Genomic DNA, 15,210 nt, shown 5'->3' on the forward strand with positions numbered 1-15,210 from the left:
TGCCAATCCCTATGAACCGTTGCAGTGCGCGTCTCGCTGCGCAGCCTTCAGCTTGTGTCCGACATCGACAATCGCGCTCAGGGCTGGCACCAGTTCCTGTCCCAGGCCTGTGAGAGCGTATTCGACCGATGGTGGCGTGGTGGGTTGGATCGTGCGCGTGAGCACGCCGCGGCTTTCCAGTTCGCGCAGGCGCTGCGAGAGCACCTTTGCCGATACGGGCGGAATGTCGATGCGCAGTTCGCTGAACCGGCGGGGGCCGGCGCGCAGGTGCCAGATGACGTTCGGTGCCCAGGCTCCGGCGATGATCGCAATGCATTCCGTCAGCAGGCAGGGTTCCGGCGGGGGCGTGCTGCGGTTCTTTCGGATCTTGAGGCTCATGATGCGCACCGGTTACCACGGAGAAACGAGGATATGCAGTAACCAACAGAAACCAGGTTGGCAATGGAAACCAAGGTCAATAGCCTTGCGCCGTTGTCAAGGAAAGGTTTCCCCATGTTGCTTTATTTCAAACCCGGTGCCTGCTCGCTCGCCTCCCGTATCGTGCTCATCGAACTCGACCTCCCCTTCGAAGCGATGGCGGTCGATACGCAGGCCGGCACGACGAAGGCCGGCGCCGACTATCGCCGCATCAATCCCAAGGGCTATGTGCCTGCGCTCGAGGTCGCGCCCGGCGTCATCGTCACGGAAAATCCGGCCGTTCTGCAATATCTGGCCGATCACGTGCCCGAGGCCGGGCTTGCGCCTGCCGCAGGAACGCTCGACCGTGTCCGCCTGCAGGAATGGCTGAACTTCATCTCTGCGGAACTGCACAAGGCGTTCGGCCCCTATTTTCACGGCGACGTATTGGAGGGGCCTGAAAAAGCGCGGGTGGAGGCGACGCTGCTGCGCCGTATCGACGACGTGGAAGCCGACCTTTCCGACGGGCGGCCGTTCCTGCTCGGCACGGTTTTCTCCATCGCCGATGCCTATCTGTTCGTCGTGCTCAACTGGACCAGTTTCATCGGCGTCGATCTCGCGCGCTGGCCCTGCATCAGCGCCTTCATGACGCGGATGCTGGCGCGACCGGCCGTGCGCAAGGCCCTCGCCGCGGAAGGCCTCCTGCAGGACGAGGCGGCCTGATGAGCACAGCGTTCCAGGACATTTATGCGCTTCTGCAGGACTATTTCGACGCGCTTTATTTTTGCGACGTCGAAAAATTGCAGCGCGTGTTCCATCCGAGAGCAATCTACGCGACGGCAGACGAGACACCGCTTCTCTACCGCACCATGGCGGAATACGAGCCCATCGTCGCCGCCCGGCAATCGCCGGCGTCCCGCAACGAAGCCCGGCGCGATCATGTCGACGCGATCGACATCGCCGGCGAGAACACCGCCGTGGCACGCGTGCGCTGCTCGATCGGCGCGCGGGATTTCGTCGATTTCCTCACGCTCGTGCGCACGGACGGGCAATGGCGGATCATCGCCAAGGTCTTCCAGATTTTGGACCGGCAGATACAGGAGTAATGCAATGCCTTACGTCAACATCAAGATCACCCGGGAGGGCGCGAGCCCCGCGCAGAAGGCCGAACTGATCCGCGGCGTGACCGATCTTCTCGTGCGGGTGCTCGACAAGAACCCCGCCACCACCTTCGTCGTCATCGACGAGGTGGCGATGGAGGATTGGGGCGTCGGAGGCCTTCCCGTCGAGGCCTACCGCAAATCGCTCAAGACACCCTCATAACAGCCCATACCGGCGTGCAAGAGGCTGGCATGGCGCCCTGTTCAGGCAAGCCATGCCGGCAAACGCGGCGGGACGCGGCCGTTTAGAGCAGCTTCGATGCAGTCGGCGAGATTGCTGAAGCGCACGGTGCGGCCCGAGAGGCCCGGGCCGTAATGGGCATACTTGCCGGAATTGGTGATGAGGGCACGCGTCGCAGTCGGGAAGACGGGTTCGGAGATCGAGCACCAGCAGAGGTCCGGCAGGACCTGCACGCCGCTTGCCTTTAGCCTGGTCAGCACGTCGCCGGCTTCCGCCATGATATCGCGGCCGGCGGTGACGATCACCGCGACATCCTTGTGCCGCTTGCGGTCGCCAAGCGCATCCGCGAGCGCGCGGCACTCGGAGAGCGATGCATGCGGGCTGCCGATCGCGACGAGTTCGACCGCTTCCGGGCCGTCGTTGAACATGGTCCAGACGTCGATCATATCGGCGCGGGTGATGGTCGTCGTGTCGGCCTGCGCTGCGGCCGCACCGTCGGCCTCGGGCGTCACGCCCTCGATATGCAGCATGGGCGCGGCGGAGGTGGTGCCGAAGGCGGCGCAGAGGGCCTTGAGATCGTCGCGCGTCGGCCTGGCGGCGGCAAGGCCGCGCAGCAGGGGAATGCGGTCGGGCGCGGCACGGCCGGCGAGATAACCGACGAGCGGCCAGAAGGCGTCGTCGATATTTTCCGGCAGATCGACGTCGATGATGCGGCGCGCCTTGCGGTGTTCATCGAGATAGACGCCGGAGAGCGGCGCGCGGCCGGTCAGGGCGATGCAGAGGTCGAGGAAATCGGGGTGTTTTGCCGTGCGGGCGCCGAGCACGGTATTGGCGAAGATCACGGCATTGGATTCCGCCCAGGCGATCGCCTCGCCGGTTTTTGGCGCGCTGTCGAGCAGATAGGGCGAACAGGTAAAGGTCGGGCGACAGCCCATGCGGACATAGGCGTCGGCAAGGCGTGCTGCCGGATCGCCGAAATCCTCCGGCACGCCCTGCGCCTGCCAGTTGGCGCGGTCGACGGAAATGGCGTTCATCGTGGTGGGGATGCGCACTTTCGCACCCATCTCGGCCATCTTCTCCGCGAAGGTGAGGTTGGCCGGGCTGGCATAGATGCAGCCGTCGATATGGCCCTGCACGACGTCGATGAGCTTTTCCGCACCCTGCTGCGCGGCCATGGCGACGGTGATGCGCAGGGCAAGCTGTACAGCGACGCCGTCGCGGCCTTCCAGCATGGCACGGTCATCGGCGGTCAGATCGAGCGCGGCCGTCGCGGGCGGCGCAACGGGGATCGTCAGGCCATCGGCTTCGATCACTGTCTCGCTGATCCGTGCGCTCTTCGCGCGACAGAGTGCGGCATAGGCGTCATGGGACACGCGCAGCACCGGAAGCGACTTGCCGAACATTTCCGCGGCGATCAGCGCGCCGAGCGTCAGCACATCCTCCGCCTCGCTGAACACCAGTGCTGCCGGTGCACGGCCGGTGAGGGCGAGATCGAGCAGCACGCCCGATCCGGTGCAGGAACCGCGGCTGGACGGCATCATCAGGATGCCGCCGGTGATGGTGACGCCGTGCAGCGGGTGGTGCACGTCGATGACCTTGCCGGTGGCCGGATCGACGCCGCCCCAGAAACTCAGCGCCTCGCCGGCCGCGATGACCGGGCCGGAGGCGGTGCCGGCGAGAATGCTGCGGGCGGAGAGATCGGCCATGGAGCGGCTCCTGTGCGATTGGACCGTGTCAGAAACGTTGCGGCGAGAAGGCGGCGATGTCGATGGCTGTCCGGTCGTTCGTCAGCAGGTCGGCGACGAGCCGCGCCGTGCCCGCCGACTGGGTGAGACCGAGATGGCCGTGGCCGAAGGCATAGACGACCCGCGGCGTCGCGCGGGCGCGGCCGATGGCGGGCAGGCTGTCGGGTAGCGACGGACGAAAACCCATCCACTGCACGCCGCCCGCAGGCTTCAGGCCCGGTAGGAAGCTGCGGGCCTTCTCCAGCATGGCTTCCGACCGGCGGAAGTTCGGCGGTAGCTTCAGTCCGCCAAGCTCCACCGCGCCGCCAACGCGGATGCCGGTCGAAAGCCGGGTAACGACAAAGCCGTGGCCGCCGAAGGTGACCTGCGTGCGCAGGTCGAAGGCGTCAGCCGGCAGTGTCGTGTTGTAGCCGCGCTCCGTTTCGAGCGGGATGGATTCGCCAAGCGAGCGTGCGACCTGATGGGAGAAGGCGCCGGCCGCCAGCACGACGTTTTGCGCCCGCAGCGTCCGGCCGTCGGTCGTGCGGATTTCCACGCCACCCTCGATCGGGTGCAGGCTGGAAACCTCGGCGCGTTCGATTGTGCCGCCCTTGGCGCGGAAATGATCGGCAAGCGCCAGCGTATAGAGTTTTGGATCGGCGATCGAATACCAGCCGGGCGTGAACGTGCCGTGCGTGAAGCGGGGCGCAAGGCCGGGCTGGATGTCCGCCATGGCACGCGCATCCATGTGGCGGAATTCGACGCCGTGCGCTTCACGCGCCTTCCAGCCGGGCAGCGAGGCATTGAGTTCGGCCTGGCTTTCATAGACCTGGAGGTTGCCTTCCTTGCGCAGCATCGCGATGGTGCCGGTCTCGGTGAGGAAGGACTCCAGCGCCGCCTTGGAGAGGTCCATCAGTGCGGTCTGTGCCGCGGTGGAATGGGCGACGTGCCTGGCCGAGCAGGCGCGCCAGAAGCGGAACATCCACGGCGCGATCTGGAGAGCGTAGGACGGCGGGATGCTGAGCGGCCCGAGCGGATCGAGCAGCCATTTCGGCGCCTTCTTCAGGATGCCGGGCGAGGCGAGCGGCAGGATGTCGGTGAAGGCGAAGGCGCCTGCATTTCCGGCAGAAGCGCCGGCGGCCGGGGCCTCACGCTCCAGCACGGTGACGGAAAGGCCGCGCGCCTGCGCGGCAATGGCCGCCGAAAGGCCGACCACGCCGGCGCCGATGACGACGACGCCGGGCTCGATATCTGTCTTCATGATGCTCTCAATGCGTGGCGGCGAGGAAGGTCTGCAGCTCGGGATCCTTCGGCGCGCCGAACAGCTGTTCCGGCGGCGCGATCTCGGCCATCACACCTTTGTGGAAGAAGGCGACGCGGTCGGAGACTTCGCGGGCGAACTTCATTTCATGCGTGACGCAGATCATCGTCATGCCTTCGGAGGCGAGCATGCGCAGCGTGTCGAGCACTTCGCCGACGAGCTGCGGGTCGAGCGCCGAGGTCACCTCGTCGAACAGCATGTAGGCCGGCGACATGGCAAGCGCGCGGGCAATCGCCATGCGCTGCTGCTGACCGCCGGACATGCGGTTCGGATAGACCTTCAGCTTGTCGCCGAGGCCGACATGGGTGAGCTGCTTGACGGCCATGGCCTCGGCTTCGGCCTTCGACTGGCCGAGCACCTTGACCGGCGCCAGCATGACGTTTTCCAGCACCGTCAGGTGCGGGAAGGCGTTGAACTGCTGGAAGACGATGCCGAGCTTGCGGCGCAGCTTGTTGAGGTCCGTCGCCTTGGCATGAACATCGGTGCCGTCGACCACGATGCGGCCGGCATCGATCGTCTCGAGACCGTTGATGCAGGTGAGCAGCGTCGACTTGCCCGAGCCCGAGCCGCCGATGATGGTCAACACCTCGCCCTTCTGGACGGTGAGGTTGATCCCCTTCAGGACTTCCAGCTGGCCGAAGGATTTGCGGACGTTTTCGATCTCAATCATTGGGGGACCACCGTTTTTCGAGATAGCCGCCAAGCCGGGCTATGGGGAAGCTGATGATGAAGTAGATGGCGCCGCAGATCAGCAGGATGAACAGCGGCTCCTGCAGGCGCGTGACGAGGATCTGCGAGGCGCGCAGGAGCTCGATCAGGCCGAGCCACAGAACCAGCGCCGAATCCTTCATGACGCCGAGCGTCAGCCCGATCCAGGCGGGCAGCGAGACGCGGGTGGCGAGCGGCGCCACGATGTAGCGCATGTCCTGCCACCAGGTCATGCCGAGCGAGCGGGCCGCGCGGCGCGTGGTCGTCGGCACGGAGGAGATGCCGCCGCGCACGATCTCGGTGCAATAGGCGGCGGTATAGAGCGACAGCACCACGCAGGAGGTGGTGAAGGGCGCCCAGCCGAGCTTCATGATCGATTGCGCCGCGTTGCCGAGCACGAGCTGGATAAGCAGCGGCACGGAGCGGAAGACATCGAGCAGGAAGGTGATCGGCATCGACCAGTAGGGGCCGAGCTGGTTGCGCAGCACGCCGAAGAAGATGCCGAGAATGGTGCCGGCGAGGACGGAGACGGCGGTGACGGCAAGCGTCATCGCCGCGCCCTTGGCGAGGAAGCCGAGATCGGCAAGCGTGAGAGCGGTATCGAACATGGGTTACCCTCTCAGTAGCGGAACATGCGCGTGGCAGCGAGGCGCGCTGCCAGCGTCACGGCCTTGGCGATCAGGTAGTAGATGACCGCCGCGAGCGCGAAGAATTCGAAGGTACGGAAGGATACCGCATTCAGCGCCTGCGTGACGCCGGCAAGATCCGTGTTCATGCCGACCGTCACACCGAGCGAGGTCATCAGGATTGCCCAGACCATCTGGTTGGTGGCCGGCAGGAAGGCGATGCGCAGCATCTGCGGCATGACGATATAGCGGAAGGCCTGCAGCGGCGTCATGCCGAGCGAGCGGCCCGCACGCGTCTGCGTGTCGGGGATCGCCTTCAGCGCGCCGCGGAAGTTTTCTGCAAGATAGCCGGCATTGTTGAAGGCGATCCCCACGAGCAGCGCCGTATACGGGCTCAAGTGGATGCCGAAATTGCCGAGGCCGAAATGGGCCATGTAGATCTGGAAGAGGGCCGGCGTGTTGCGCGCGACCTCGACCCAGGCCGTGGCGAAGCCGTTCAAGATGCGGTTGCCGGACAGCCGGAAGAGCGTCAGCGCGAGCGCGACGGCAAGGCCGATGGCCATGGACAGCAGCGCGATCTGGAGCGTGACGAGCGCGCCCTCCAGCATCTGCGGCAGGGCCTTGAAGGCCTGGTTCCAATGGAAATTGTAACTGAACATTGCCGTCTCACCCTTCGGAAACGATCAGCGGCGCGGAAGTGGCTCCCGCGCCGCCTTTAAAACGGCAGATTAGCGATAAACGCCGTTGATCGAAAGGGACGGCACTTCGCCGCCGACCCACTTTTCGTAGAGCTCGTTGTAACGGCCGGTGCGAACCTGCTGGTTGATGAAGAGGTTCAGGTAGTTGATCAGGCCGTATTCTTCGCGGTTGGTGAAGAGCGCGACATAGTCGATATCGTAGGGCGCGTTGCCGACGACCGAGATGCCAGCGAACTTGCCGCTCTTGACGTTGGACTGGGCGACCGTCGAGGTCGAGACCGTGGCGTCGATCTGGCCCTGGCTCAGCGCGAGGAAGACGTCAGCCTGGGTCTGGTACGGACGGAATTCGCCAGCGCCCCATTCCTTGACCGACTTTTCCAGCGCGATGGCTTCGAACGTGCCGGCAGTGGCGCCGACGACCTTGCCCTTCATGTCTTCGAAGGATTTTACGCCCGACTTGTCGTTGGCCGTGACGGCCATCTGGAAGGCGAAGTAGGGAACGGTCATGCCGACCGTCTTGGCGCGTTCCAGCGTGTCGGAGGTCGAGGCGACGCCGACATCGACGCGGCCGGACATCAGGGCCGGGATGCGCTCCGGGAAGGGCGTTTCAACGATTTCGGCGGTGACGCCGAGCGCCTTGGCGAGATCGTTGCAATAGTCGACGTCGAAACCGATCGGGTTGTTGCTCTCGTCGCGCGCGCCCATGGGCGGGAAGTCGAGAACGACGGCGCAGCGCAGCGTGCCGGACGAGATGATGTCGTCCAGCTTGTCGGCCTTGGCCGGGCTGGTCAGAGCGGTGGCGGCCACGAGGCCGAAGGCGAGGACCGAAGTCTTCTTCATAACTCTCTCCCTGGATTGGTCTGTCGATTCAGCCGGCGAGGTCCGTCCTGCGCCATTGGCGTAAACCGGCCTTAAAATACAACTAATATACAAAAAGTATATACCCAGGCGCAGAAAATATGAGAGCGGCGCCTTGCTCTCGCAAGACGCCGCCCCTGGCAAGCCAGAGGCTTGAATCAGTTGAGGAAATCCTCGGGCAGCAGGCCTTCCGGCATGTTCTGGTACGAAACCGGACGAAGGAATCGGCGGATCGACATCGTGCCGACGCTCGTCGCGCCGAAATTCGTCGAGGCCGGGTAGGGGCCGCCATGCACCATGGAATCCACCACTTCCACGCCGGTCGGGAAGCCATTGACCAGCACGCGGCCGGCCTTGCGCTCGAGGACCGGGCGAAGCTTCCTGGCGTCGTCGAGGTCGCCGGCATCCATATGGATCGTCGTCGTCAACTGGCCTTCGAACTTGCGGGCAAGCGCTTTCATCTCATCGACCGAGCCGACACGCACGACGAGGCCGAGCGGGCCGAAGACTTCTTCGGAGAGCGCGTGGTCGGCGAGGAACTGTTCGCCGGAGATCTCGAAGAGGTTCGGCAGCGCATTGCGGCCGGAGGATTCGGTGGTGAAGAGCGGCTTCACCGTGTTGCGGCTTTCGAAGCGCGCCTGGCCGTCATGATAGGCCTTGGCGATACCGTCGGTCAGCATGGTCTGCGGGCCGACCTTGCCGAGCGCCTCGACGGCAGCGGCCGTGAAACGGTCGGCATCCGCGCCATCCGCCACGATGGCGATGCCCGGATTGGTGCAGAACTGGCCGGCACCCATGGTGAGCGAGCCCGCCCAGCCCTGGCCGAGCGATTCCGCCCGCGCCTTCAGTGCTTCCGGCAGCAGGAACATCGGGTTGACCGAGCCAAGTTCGCCGAAGAACGGGATCGGCTCCGGGCGTGCGGCGCAGAGGTTGAACAGCGCACGGCCACCGGCAAGCGAGCCGGTGAAGCCGACAGCCTTAATCAGCGGATGCTGCACCAGCGCCTCGCCGACCTGGCGGTTGCCGCCCTGGATCAGCGAGAAGACGCCCGGATGCACGCCGGTCTTGCGGATTGCGGCCTCGACGGCTTCGGCGATGATCTCGCCCGTGCCCGGATGGGCGGAATGGCCCTTGACCACGACGGGGCAACCGGCGGCGAGTGCTGCGGCCGTGTCACCGCCGGCCGTCGAGAAGGCAAGCGGGAAGTTGGAGGCGCCGAACACGGCGACCGGGCCGATCGGCCGCTGGATCAGGCGGATTTCGGTGCGCGGCAGCGGCTGGCGGTCAGGCTGGGCGGCGTCGAGGCGGCGGTCGAGATAGTCGCCCTTCTCGATATGGTCGGCGAAAAGGCGCAGCTGGCCGGTCGTACGGCCGCGTTCGCCCTGCAGGCGGGCGACGGGTAGGCCGGTTTCCTGCGTGCCGATCTCGGTGATGGCGTCGGCGCGCGCCTCGATCTCGTCGGCAATGGCGCGGAGAAACGCGGCGCGTGTCGCACGCGAGGAATAACCGTAGCTCAGGAAGGCGTCTTCGGCGGCTTCCGCGGCGCGATTGACGAGCGCGACCGTGCCGACGGCGAAGTCGTGAGCCGGGCCGTGTGCCGGCGACGAGGCGAACGTGCCGTTGCCATCGAGCCATTGCCCGGCGACGAGGTGTTTACCGTTGGGAGTGAAAGCCATTTGACGTACCTTTCTGGCGGAAGAGGGATTCGCCCCTGACATAGGATGGGACGGGACGAATTGCACTTGTCGAAATCTTGTATACTCTATGTATGCAAATGTTCAATCGCCAACCTGCCGCGGTCGGCACCAGCCTGAAGAGACCAACGATGACGCAAACCACCACCTTGACCATTGCCGCCCTTCACGAGCGTGTCGAAGCGATCTTCCGCAATGCCGGCCTCAACGCGGTGCAGGCCGGCGCACTCGGCCGGGTCATCGTTGCCGGTGAGCGCGACGCCTGTAAATCGCACGGCATCTTCCGCATCGAAGGCGCGCTGCGCACCGTCAAGGCCGGCAAGGTCAAGCCGGACGCGGTGCCGGAACTCGACCTCAACGAGGGTTCCGCGATCGTCAAGGTCAATGCGAATGGCGGCTTCGCCAACCCTGCCTTCGAGCTCGGTGTGCCGGCATTGGCCGAGCGCGCCCGCAAGCTCGGTATCGCCGCACTGGTTATCAACGACTGCACGCATTTCTCCGCGCTGTGGCCGGAAGTCGAGGCCGTGACGAACGAAGGCCTTGCCGCCCTCGTCATGTGCCCGAGCTACGCCACCGTGGCGCCGACCGGCGGCAACAAGCCGCTGCTCGGCACCAACCCCTTCGCCTTCGGCTGGCCGCGTCCGGACCAGTCGCCCTACGTCTTCGACTTCGCGACCTCGGTCGCCGCCCGCGGCGAGATCGAACTGCACCGCCGCGCCGGTAAACAGCTCCCGGAGGGTTGGGCGATCGATGCCGACGGCAACCCGACGACCGACCCGGAGGCGGCGCTGGCCGGCGCCATGCTGCCCTTCGGCGGCCACAAGGGGTCCGCCATCGGCACGATGATCGAACTTCTCGCCGGCATCATGATCGGCGACCTGACGAGCCCCGAAGTGCTCGACTATCTCGGCACGACGACGCTTGCGCCCTTCCACGGCGAACTGATCATCGCCCTGTCGCCGGAAGCCTTCGCCAAGGGCCGCCCCGGCGACCCCTTCGCCCGCGCCGAAGTGCTGTTCGACGCGATCGTCGGCCAGGGCGCGCGCCTGCCCTCGCAGCGCCGCTTCGTGGCCCGCAAAAAATCTGAAACGGACGGTGTTACGCTGACGGCCGCCGAGACGGAACAGCTCGACCGCCTGCTGGCCCTCGGCCTCGACGCGATCGCCTGACGGGTATTTAACCTGCACGGAACCGCGGCGGCGCCGTTGCCGCGGTTTTCAGCCCTTCTGCAGGGCGAGATGGGCACCAAGCCCGATGAGCACTGTCCCGCCCGCCTTGCGCACGAGGGACTGCACGCCGCTCGACCGTTTCAGCCGCGCGAGAATGACGTCCGCCAGCAGGACGCTGACGACATCGGCGAAGGTGAAGATCAGGTTGACCATCGTGCCGAGAATGGCGAGCTGGGCCCAGATCGGCAGGCCGGCGGCGCTGTCGACGAATTGCGGCAGGAAGGCGAGGAAGAAGATCGCCGTCTTGGGGTTCAGGATCTCGACGGTGACGCTTTGCGCGAAAGCCCGTCGCCCGCCCTTCGGCGCAGCACCTGCCGCATCGTCCTCCGCCGCATCCGTCGCGCGGAAGAGCGAAATGCCGAGCCAGATTAGATAGGCAGCACCCGCGAGCTTGACGCAGGTATAGGCGACCGGAACGGCATGAAACAGCGCCGAAAGCCCGGCTGCCGCCGCGATAATGTGGGCGTAGGCGCCCAGATGAATGCCGAGCACCGCCATCAGCCCTGCTGCGCGACCGCCCGCCATCGTCCGGGCGGCGGCGTAAAGCATCGCGGGGCCGGGAATGAAGGCGAAGATCGCCGTGGTCACGGCAAAGGCAAGCAGGACGTCCAGGGAAGGCATTGCGGTTCCTCTCGTTTGTCCTGCGACCGTCGCAGAACCGAGCGCCTGCGGCAAACGAAAACCGCCCGCAGCGTCGGCTGCGGGCGGCGTTCATGTCGCGGAAAAGAGAGGAGGGCTGATCAGGCCTTGTAGGTCTGCACGGCGCCGGGGAGCTTGCTCCATTCGGCATACCAGGTGTCGAACAGCTTCAGCTGGCTCTCGACATAGCCGCGCTGGCTGTCGGAGAGCGCGTCGGTTTCGTTGAAGTGCAGCGTGTATTCCTTGTCGCCCTTCAGAACCATCATGTGCTTGAAGTAGAGAACGAGGTCCGGGCCTTCGTCGAAGGAGGAGAGCACGGCGAGTGCCGATTCCAGCTCCAGCGCGCGGGCCCGGGCATCCGGATCGCCCTTGGCAGCAGCCTGTGCAAGCGCGCACATATGCAGCACTTCCTTCGGCAGCACGCAGCCGATGCCGGTGATCGCGCCGACCGCGCCGCAATCGACGAAGCCGGTGAAGACGCAGGTGTCGACGCCGATCATCAGCGAGACGTCGTCGTCACGGCTGGTGATGTTTTCAGCCGCATAACGCATGTCGGCAGCGCCGCCGAATTCCTTGAAGCCGACGAGGTTCTTGTGGTCCTGGCGCAGCGCGAAGAACAGGTCGGCGCGGGTGGCGAAACCGTAATAGGGGCTGTTGTAGATGACGGCCGGCAGGTCCGGAGCGGCGGACAGGATCGCCTTGAAGTGGTTCTTCTGGGCAGCAACGACGGTGCCGCGGGACAGGACGCGCGGGATGACCATCAGGCCCTGGGCGCCGACCTTCTGGGCATGCGCGGCGTGGGCTGCGGCCGAAGCGGTGTTGACAGCACCCGTGCCGACGATCAGCGGAATGCCGGCCTTCACCAGGCGCTCGACGCCTTCCATGCGCTCAGCGTCGGTGAGCAGCGGCCAGTCACCCATCGAGCCGCAATAGACCACGGCGGACATGCCCTTTGCGATGAGTTCCTTGCCCTTGCGCACCAGCGCGTCGAAATCCGGCGTGCGGTCGTCCTTGCAGGGGGTCATCAGGGCGGGAATTACGCCGGAAAAAATCTTGGCCTTCATGTCGATCTCCTATGGGCGGTTGGTCGGGAGTCTCCCGCACATAGGCAAGGCCTCCCCTCTCTCGATGGTGGATATAGCATCTTGTATTTTATTTGTCGACAAGAAAAATACAGTCGATCAGAGCGCGATGTCGAGCCGATCGTTGCGGCTGAACAGCCGCTGCACCTGGGCAACGATCTGCTCGGCATGGGCCTTTCCGAGGCGGTCCGCCTCCTCGATATCGCGCGCCTCGATCGCCGCGATGATGGCGGCGTGCTCGTCGACGAACAGTTGCGGGAACTGCTCTTCATAGGACTGGTAGTAGAGACGGAGAATGCGCCGCCCCTCATCGAGCAGCCGGCGGAACAGGCTGGTGAAGTAGGGGTTGCGGCCGGCCTCCGCGATGGCGGCATGGAAGGCCACGTTGGTCGCGATCATCGCAAGCGTATCGCGTGCCTCCACCGCCGCGGCATAGTCCTCGTGGAAGCCACGGATAATGGGAAGGTCGTCCGCCCGGTGGTTCTGCGCGGCGAGCCGCGTCGTTACGCGGTACATCAGCACCATCGCGTCGAACAGGGTGTGCAGGTTCAGGAAGTCGATGTTCGCCACCATGGTGGAGCGGTTGGGCAGGGTCTCGATCAGCCCTTCGCCGGCGAGCCGCACCAGCGCCTCGCGGATCGGCGTGCGCGACATCTTGAACCGCTCGGCCAGTTGCACCTCGTCCACCGGGCTGCCGGGGGCGATCTTCAGGTCGAGGATTTCGTCGCGCAAAAGGTCGTAGACCATTTTGACGCCGGAGCCGCGCTTGCGTTCCGGCAGGGAGTTGGAATCGGTATCGGTCATCGAAAATCCTCTTGTCGACAAAAGAAATACAGTTCTCTGCGGACGCTATCAATCGTTTAAAATGGGCATTTTGACGAAAGCGTCGTCAAGCCTCCAAAAGAAAGGATTTCGGCAATTTATGAGGTCGCGACGCGAAAAATGAAAAGGCGGGGAAATCAGCACCTGCCGCGGAGGAAAAATACGGAGAGGCGCGCAGGCCCTCAGGCCCGGTGTTCGCGCAAAAACGTCATCAGCGACCGTCCGGCATCGAGGATGTGGTCGCGTGTCAGACGCGAGGCGAGGTCGGCATCGCCACGCTCGCAGGCCGTAAGGATCGCTTCATGCTCGCGCCCGGCGCGCGGTACGCCGTTGGTGAAGATGAGTTGGGCGCGCAGATACCGGTCGATGCGATCGAGTGAGGACTGCACGTTCTGCAGATAATAGGGGCGGCGTGAGGCTTCGTAGAGCGTATAGTGGAAGTTGCGGTTGATTTCGCCCCAGCGGTGCGGGTCGGTCTCCCGGTCGAATTCGCTGCAGTAGCGCTGCGCCTTTTCCAGTGTCTCGCGGTCGAGCTTGGGGACGGCGAGGCGGATGACCTCGGCCTCGATCAGCGCGCGGAACTCGAAGGTTTCCTCGATCTCCTCGATGGAAAGACCGGCGACGACGGCGCCCTTGTAGCGCTGGGTGGTGATCAGGCCGTGCTGCTCCAGCCGGGACAGTGCCTCGCGTACGGGAATGCGGCTGGTGTTGAACATCTGCGCGATCTCTTCCTGCCGAAGGTTCGCGCCCTCGGCGAGGTCTCCCTCGATGATCGCCTTGCGCAGAGCCTCATAGACGATATCGGCGGCCGAGGCGGCCTGCCTGACATCGACGGCAGCAAATTTCATCACGTCGAACCCCGGTAGAGTGGAGCTATGCTCATAGGTGGAATCCGGCGAAGGGGCAACCGAACGAGCACCCGTCGCCAGCACATAAAAGCTGATTGTATATTGGATCCAATCTATCTATGAAAGGTCAACCGCGTCGCCGGGATCGGCCCGCAACGCGAACAACAGCCTGAAATCGGAGAAAGTGCCATGCGCAGCAGCAAGGTCATCCACATCGTCTCCTGCCACGCCGAGGGCGAGGTTGGCGATGTCATCGTCGGCGGCGTCGCGCCCCCGCCGGGAAACACGCTGTGGGAGCAGCGCAATTTCATCGCCGAAGACAAGACCTTGCGCAATTTCGTGCTGAACGAACCGCGCGGCGGCGTCTTCCGCCACATCAATCTCCTCGTGCCGCCGAAGGACCCGCGCGCCACCATGGGCTTCATCATCATGGAGCCGGAGGACACGCCGCCGATGTCCGGCTCCAACTCGATCTGCGTCTCCACCGTGCTGCTCGACAGCGGCATTGTGCCGATGGTCGAGCCGGAAACCCACATGGTGCTGGAAGCGCCGGGCGGGCTGGTCAACGTCGTTGCCACCTGCCGCAACGGCAAGGCCGAGCGCATCACCGTCACCAACGTGCCGTCCTTCGCCGACAAGCTGGATGCCAAGCTGGAAGTGGAAGGCCTCGGCACCCTCACCGTCGACACCGCCTATGGCGGCGACAGTTTTGTGTTTGCCGATGCCCGCGCCCTTGGTTTCTCGGTCACGCCGGACGAGGCGCGTGAGCTTGCCGAAACCGGCATCCGCATCACCAAGGCCGCCAATGAACAGCTCGGCTTCACCCATCCGGAAAACTCGGAATGGAACCACATCTCCTTCTGCCAGCTGACGCTGCCGGTCGAGGAGCGCGACGGCGCGCTGCACGGCCGCAACACGGTCGTCATCCAGCCCGCAAAGCTCGATCGCTCGCCGACCGGCACCGGCTGCTCCGCCCGCATGGCGGTGCTGCATGCCCGCGGCCAGATCAAGGTCGGCCAGTCCTTCTCCGGCTATTCGATCCTCGATTCGCGCTTCGATTGCCGTATCGTCGGCGAAACCACGGTCGGCGGCCGCCCGGCCATCGTGCCGGAAATCTCCGGCCGCGCCTGGATCACCGGCACCAGCCAGGTCATGCTCGATCCGGAAGATCCATGGCCGGCCGGCTACCGCCTCGCCGATACCTGGCCGCGCAAGCAGTAGTCG

17 protein-coding genes are annotated in these 15,210 nt (G+C 64.9%); 5 read left to right on the forward strand and 12 right to left on the reverse strand.

What is annotated here, in order from left to right:
* Positions 1–9: 9 nt before the first annotated feature.
* Positions 10–378: a winged helix-turn-helix transcriptional regulator gene (locus tag AC1RT2_RS27550; protein ID WP_493107121.1), complete on the reverse strand. Its 369-nt coding sequence runs from the start codon at positions 376–378 to the stop codon at positions 10–12.
* A gap of 114 nt (positions 379–492) precedes the next feature.
* Here AC1RT2_RS27550 and AC1RT2_RS27555 point away from each other — a divergent pair, with 114 nt between their 5' ends.
* The 3 genes from AC1RT2_RS27555 to AC1RT2_RS27565 are packed head-to-tail and all read left to right on the forward strand — an operon-like array spanning position 493 to position 1,719.
* The gene (locus AC1RT2_RS27555) at positions 493–1,119 is read left to right on the forward strand and encodes a glutathione binding-like protein (RefSeq protein ID WP_493107123.1); all 627 of its coding nucleotides are present in this window, start codon (positions 493–495) and stop codon (positions 1,117–1,119) included.
* Entirely contained in the window at positions 1,119–1,502 is a 384-nt protein-coding gene (locus tag AC1RT2_RS27560) for a nuclear transport factor 2 family protein (protein WP_493107125.1), read from the forward strand. Before AC1RT2_RS27555 ends, AC1RT2_RS27560 begins: the two co-directional genes overlap by 1 nt.
* 4 nt (positions 1,503–1,506) lie before the next feature.
* A complete protein-coding gene (locus AC1RT2_RS27565; protein ID WP_493107127.1) occupies positions 1,507–1,719 on the forward strand; it encodes a tautomerase family protein in 213 nt (70 codons plus the stop codon).
* 41 nt (positions 1,720–1,760) lie between these two features.
* Here AC1RT2_RS27565 and lhpI read toward each other — a convergent pair whose 3' ends face one another.
* The 7 genes from lhpI to AC1RT2_RS27600 form a co-directional block, all read right to left on the reverse strand.
* Positions 1,761–3,443, reverse strand: coding sequence for a cis-3-hydroxy-L-proline dehydratase (gene lhpI, locus AC1RT2_RS27570; protein WP_493107129.1), 1,683 nt, complete (start codon positions 3,441–3,443; stop codon positions 1,761–1,763).
* Between the two features lie 28 nt (positions 3,444–3,471).
* A complete protein-coding gene (locus AC1RT2_RS27575) occupies positions 3,472–4,722 on the reverse strand; it encodes an NAD(P)/FAD-dependent oxidoreductase (protein ID WP_493107131.1) in 1,251 nt (416 codons plus the stop codon).
* 7 nt (positions 4,723–4,729) lie between these two features.
* Positions 4,730–5,452, reverse strand: a complete 723-nt coding sequence (locus AC1RT2_RS27580) for an amino acid ABC transporter ATP-binding protein (RefSeq protein ID WP_069060376.1) — start codon at positions 5,450–5,452, stop codon at positions 4,730–4,732.
* A complete protein-coding gene (locus AC1RT2_RS27585; protein WP_493107133.1) occupies positions 5,445–6,098 on the reverse strand; it encodes an amino acid ABC transporter permease in 654 nt (217 codons plus the stop codon). The genes AC1RT2_RS27580 and AC1RT2_RS27585 overlap by 8 nt, the downstream gene beginning before the upstream one ends.
* 11 nt (positions 6,099–6,109) lie before the next feature.
* A complete protein-coding gene (locus tag AC1RT2_RS27590) occupies positions 6,110–6,775 on the reverse strand; it encodes an amino acid ABC transporter permease (protein ID WP_069060374.1) in 666 nt (221 codons plus the stop codon).
* Between the two features lie 69 nt (positions 6,776–6,844).
* The gene (locus AC1RT2_RS27595; protein WP_069060373.1) at positions 6,845–7,654 is read right to left on the reverse strand and encodes an ABC transporter substrate-binding protein; all 810 of its coding nucleotides are present in this window, start codon (positions 7,652–7,654) and stop codon (positions 6,845–6,847) included.
* Positions 7,655–7,830: 176 nt separating this feature from the next.
* Positions 7,831–9,348 (reverse strand): aldehyde dehydrogenase (NADP(+)), encoded by a 1,518-nt coding sequence (locus AC1RT2_RS27600; RefSeq protein ID WP_493107136.1) that lies wholly within the window; start codon positions 9,346–9,348, stop codon positions 7,831–7,833.
* A 149-nt stretch (positions 9,349–9,497) separates the two neighbouring features.
* Between AC1RT2_RS27600 and AC1RT2_RS27605 the strand changes: the two genes are divergently transcribed.
* Positions 9,498–10,535 (forward strand): Ldh family oxidoreductase, encoded by a 1,038-nt coding sequence (locus AC1RT2_RS27605; protein ID WP_069060371.1) that lies wholly within the window; start codon positions 9,498–9,500, stop codon positions 10,533–10,535.
* 48 nt (positions 10,536–10,583) lie between these two features.
* Here AC1RT2_RS27605 and AC1RT2_RS27610 read toward each other — a convergent pair whose 3' ends face one another.
* The 4 genes from AC1RT2_RS27610 to AC1RT2_RS27625 all read right to left on the reverse strand — a co-directional run bounded on the left by AC1RT2_RS27610 (position 10,584) and on the right by AC1RT2_RS27625 (position 13,986).
* Positions 10,584–11,216, reverse strand: coding sequence for a LysE family translocator (locus AC1RT2_RS27610; protein ID WP_493107138.1), 633 nt, complete (start codon positions 11,214–11,216; stop codon positions 10,584–10,586).
* A 119-nt stretch (positions 11,217–11,335) separates the two neighbouring features.
* Complete coding sequence (locus AC1RT2_RS27615; RefSeq protein ID WP_069060369.1) at positions 11,336–12,298, reverse strand: dihydrodipicolinate synthase family protein; 963 nt, start codon at positions 12,296–12,298, stop codon at positions 11,336–11,338.
* Between the two features lie 117 nt (positions 12,299–12,415).
* Entirely contained in the window at positions 12,416–13,120 is a 705-nt protein-coding gene (locus AC1RT2_RS27620; RefSeq protein ID WP_069060368.1) for a GntR family transcriptional regulator, read from the reverse strand.
* A gap of 200 nt (positions 13,121–13,320) precedes the next feature.
* Positions 13,321–13,986, reverse strand: a complete 666-nt coding sequence (locus AC1RT2_RS27625; protein ID WP_493107180.1) for a GntR family transcriptional regulator — start codon at positions 13,984–13,986, stop codon at positions 13,321–13,323.
* Positions 13,987–14,175: 189 nt separating this feature from the next.
* Between AC1RT2_RS27625 and AC1RT2_RS27630 the strand changes: the two genes are divergently transcribed.
* Positions 14,176–15,207, forward strand: a complete 1,032-nt coding sequence (locus tag AC1RT2_RS27630; RefSeq protein WP_493107141.1) for a trans-3-hydroxy-L-proline dehydratase — start codon at positions 14,176–14,178, stop codon at positions 15,205–15,207.
* Positions 15,208–15,210 lie beyond the last annotated feature (3 nt).

This window comes from Shinella sp. GW821-FHT11G07 (genome assembly GCF_058808115.1).